The sequence below is a fragment of the Rhodobaculum claviforme genome (assembly GCF_016653255.1).
Lineage (GTDB): Bacteria > Pseudomonadota > Alphaproteobacteria > Rhodobacterales > Rhodobacteraceae > Rhodobaculum > Rhodobaculum claviforme.
Genome location: NZ_NHSD01000028.1, coordinates 1 through 2,885 on the forward strand (window position 1 = coordinate 1; position 2,885 = coordinate 2,885).

Sequence of the window (2,885 nt, forward strand, 5' to 3'; positions counted from 1 at the left end):
GCCTGCACCGTCGCCAGCAGCGCCCCCGCCAGCACCGCCCCGAAGCCGAGGTCCGCCATCGCAAAGGCCACGAGAAACCCCACGAGGCAGACCTGCACCCCCGCGAACAGGAAGCTGACGGTGCACAACCGGCGCAGCGCCGGGTTGCACCAGACCTCGCGCGCGCCCTCGGCGGCCGAGGGCGCCGGCCCCGCCCCCGTGCCCGTGCCCCGGTCCCAGTCGCGGCGCGGGCGTTGCAGCACCAGCGCCGCCCCCAGCAACAGCGGCACCAGCCCCCCCAGCGCGGCCTGCCAGCCGAACGCCAGCGCCGCCGCCGGTGTCACCAGGCCCGCCAGCATGCCCCCCAGCGGCACGCCCGTCTGCTTGATCGAGAACACCAGGCTGCGGTCCCGCGCCGTGGTCCGCGCGAACAGCAGCAACGAGCTTGCCGGGTTCACCATCCCATAGCCGACCCCGATGCACACCGACGCCGCCAGCACCGCCACCAGGCTGCCGGTCGCCGCCAGCCCGAGGCCCAGCGCCCCGGCCACGAGGCTCAGCTGGCTGACGCGGGTGGGGCCCAGCCGCGCCACCCAGCCCCCCGCCGGAACCGACGTCAGCGCCGCGCACAGATACATCACCGAGATCTGGTAGCCCACCAGCACCGCCGCCACCGCCAGCCCCTCGGCCACCAGCGGCGCCATCGCCGCGATGGCCAGCATCGCCCAGGTATTGAGCGCCTGCACCAGAACCGTGGCCGACAGCACGCGGGAGGTCTCGGACCTGAGGATCATTGCGCGGGGGGGATGGCTGGCGGCATGGCACCCAGTGCTAGGCAGCACGGGTGCCGATGTCCAGCGCGGGGGCCCATGGGTGGCCGCGGGCCTCCGGACCGGGTGCGGCGGCGGGGTGGGCGGCAGGGTGCGGCGGCGGGGTGCGGCGGCGGGGTGCGGTGCCAAGGTGCGGCGGCAGGTTGCGGCGGCGGGGTGCACCGCCGTGCCCGTGCGCCTGTTCCCGTGCGCCAGTTCCCGGACGCCTGTTCCCGGGCGCATGTTCCCGGGCGACCGGGACACCCCGCGGGCGGTCCTTGGGCGGGGGTCGCCCGTCGCGGCCCGCGCGCGGCAGCGCGCGCCTGTCCGCGTCGGACATCCCGCTTGGTCCTCGACATCGGGCGCGCAATGGCCTAGCGGTTCCCCTTTTGGCGCACCCGATGGGGTTGCGCGACTGCCGGGGATGTCTGGCCATGATCTCGACCCTTGCCGAAGCGCTGGCCGAACGCGGCTATGACACGCTGACCGATGTGCAGCTGGCGGTGACCGCGCCCGAGCTGGAGGACGCCGACCTGCTGGTCTCGGCCCAGACCGGGTCGGGCAAGACGGTGGGCTTTGGCCTGGCCATCGCACCGACGCTGATGGGGACCGACACCCGGCTGGGCCCGGCGGCGACGCCGCTGGCGCTGGTGGTCGCCCCCACGCGCGAGCTGGCGTTGCAGGTGCAGCGCGAACTGGCGTGGTTGTTTGCCAAGGCCGGCGCCCGGGTGGTGTCGTGCATCGGCGGCATGGACCCGCGCGAGGAACGCCGCGCGCTGGAGCGGGGCGCCCACATCGTCGTGGGCACGCCGGGGCGCCTGCGCGACCACATCACGCGGGGCGCGTTCGACCTTGCCGATCTGCGCGCCATCGTGCTGGACGAGGCCGACGAGATGCTCGACCTCGGCTTCCGCGAGGATCTGGAATTCATGCTGGGCGCGGCGCCCGCCGAGCGTCGCACGCTGATGTTCTCGGCCACCGTGCAGCCCGCCATCGTGGAGCTTGCCAAGCGCTACCAGCGCGACGCGGTGCGCGTGACCACGCTGTCGCGCGGCACCCAGCACGCCGACATCGCCTATCAGGCCGTGCGCGTCGCCGCCGCGGAGGCCGAGCACGCGATCATCAACCTGCTGCGATTCCACGACGCGCCCACGGCCATCGTGTTCGCCAACACCCGCGCGGCGGTCGCGCGGCTGGCCGCACGGCTGGGCAACCGGGGCCTGTCGGTCGTCAGCCTGTCGGGCGAGCTCAGCCAGGACGAGCGCAGCCACGCCATCCAGGCGATGCGCGACGGGCGCGCGCGGGTCTGCGTGGCGACCGACGTGGCCGCGCGGGGGCTGGACCTGCCGAACCTCGATCTGGTGATCCACGCCGATCTGCCCACCAACACCGAGGCGCTGCTGCACCGCTCCGGGCGCACCGGGCGGGCCGGGCGCAAGGGGATCTCGGCGCTGATCGTGCCGGAACGCGCGGCGAGCAAGGCCACGCGCCTGCTGAAATGGGCCAAGGTGGAGGCCGAGTGGACCGCCCCCCCCACCCGCGAGGAGATCCTCGCGCTCGACGAGGCGCGGCTGATGGCCGACGACATGTGGCAGGCGCCCCCGTCCGAGTCCGAGGCCGCCTTTGCCGCACGGCTGCTGGCCGCCCATGGGCCCGAGGCGATCGCAGCGGCCTGTCTGCGGCTGTATCGCGCCGGGCTGTCGGCGCCCGAGGAGCTGGGCACGCCGCCCACCCGCGACGCGCGCCCGGACCGCGCGCCCTTCGGCCCCTCGGTGTGGCTGGAGCTGTCGGTCGGCCGCGACCGCCGCGCCGAGGCGCGCTGGCTGTTGCCGATGCTGTGCCGTGCCGGCAACCTGGAGCGCGCGCAGATCGGCCGCATCCGGGTGCAGGACACCACCACCCAGGTGGAGATCGCAGCCGACGCCGCCCCCGGCCTGCTGGCACGCCTCGGGCCGTCGGGCGCGCTGGAGGATGGCATTCACGCGCGCAGCACCGACCCCATGGCCGAGGCCGCCCCGGCGCGCCCCGCCAGCCCCGCCGTCAAGCCAAGGCCAAAGGCCGGGGCGGCCTCGGCCATGGGGTCGGTGCTGCGCGCGT

At 75.1% G+C, this 2,885-nt stretch carries 2 protein-coding genes; one reads left to right on the forward strand and one right to left on the reverse strand.

Annotated elements, in window-relative coordinates:
* A partial coding sequence (locus CCR87_RS00395) for an MFS transporter (RefSeq protein ID WP_201155360.1) occupies positions 1–773 on the reverse strand: 773 nt, incomplete at its 3' end.
* A 449-nt stretch (positions 774–1,222) separates the two neighbouring features.
* Between CCR87_RS00395 and CCR87_RS00400 the strand changes: the two genes are divergently transcribed.
* Positions 1,223–2,885, forward strand: a 1,663-nt coding sequence (locus tag CCR87_RS00400) for a DEAD/DEAH box helicase (RefSeq protein ID WP_201155361.1), incomplete at its 3' end; no start/stop codon positions are given.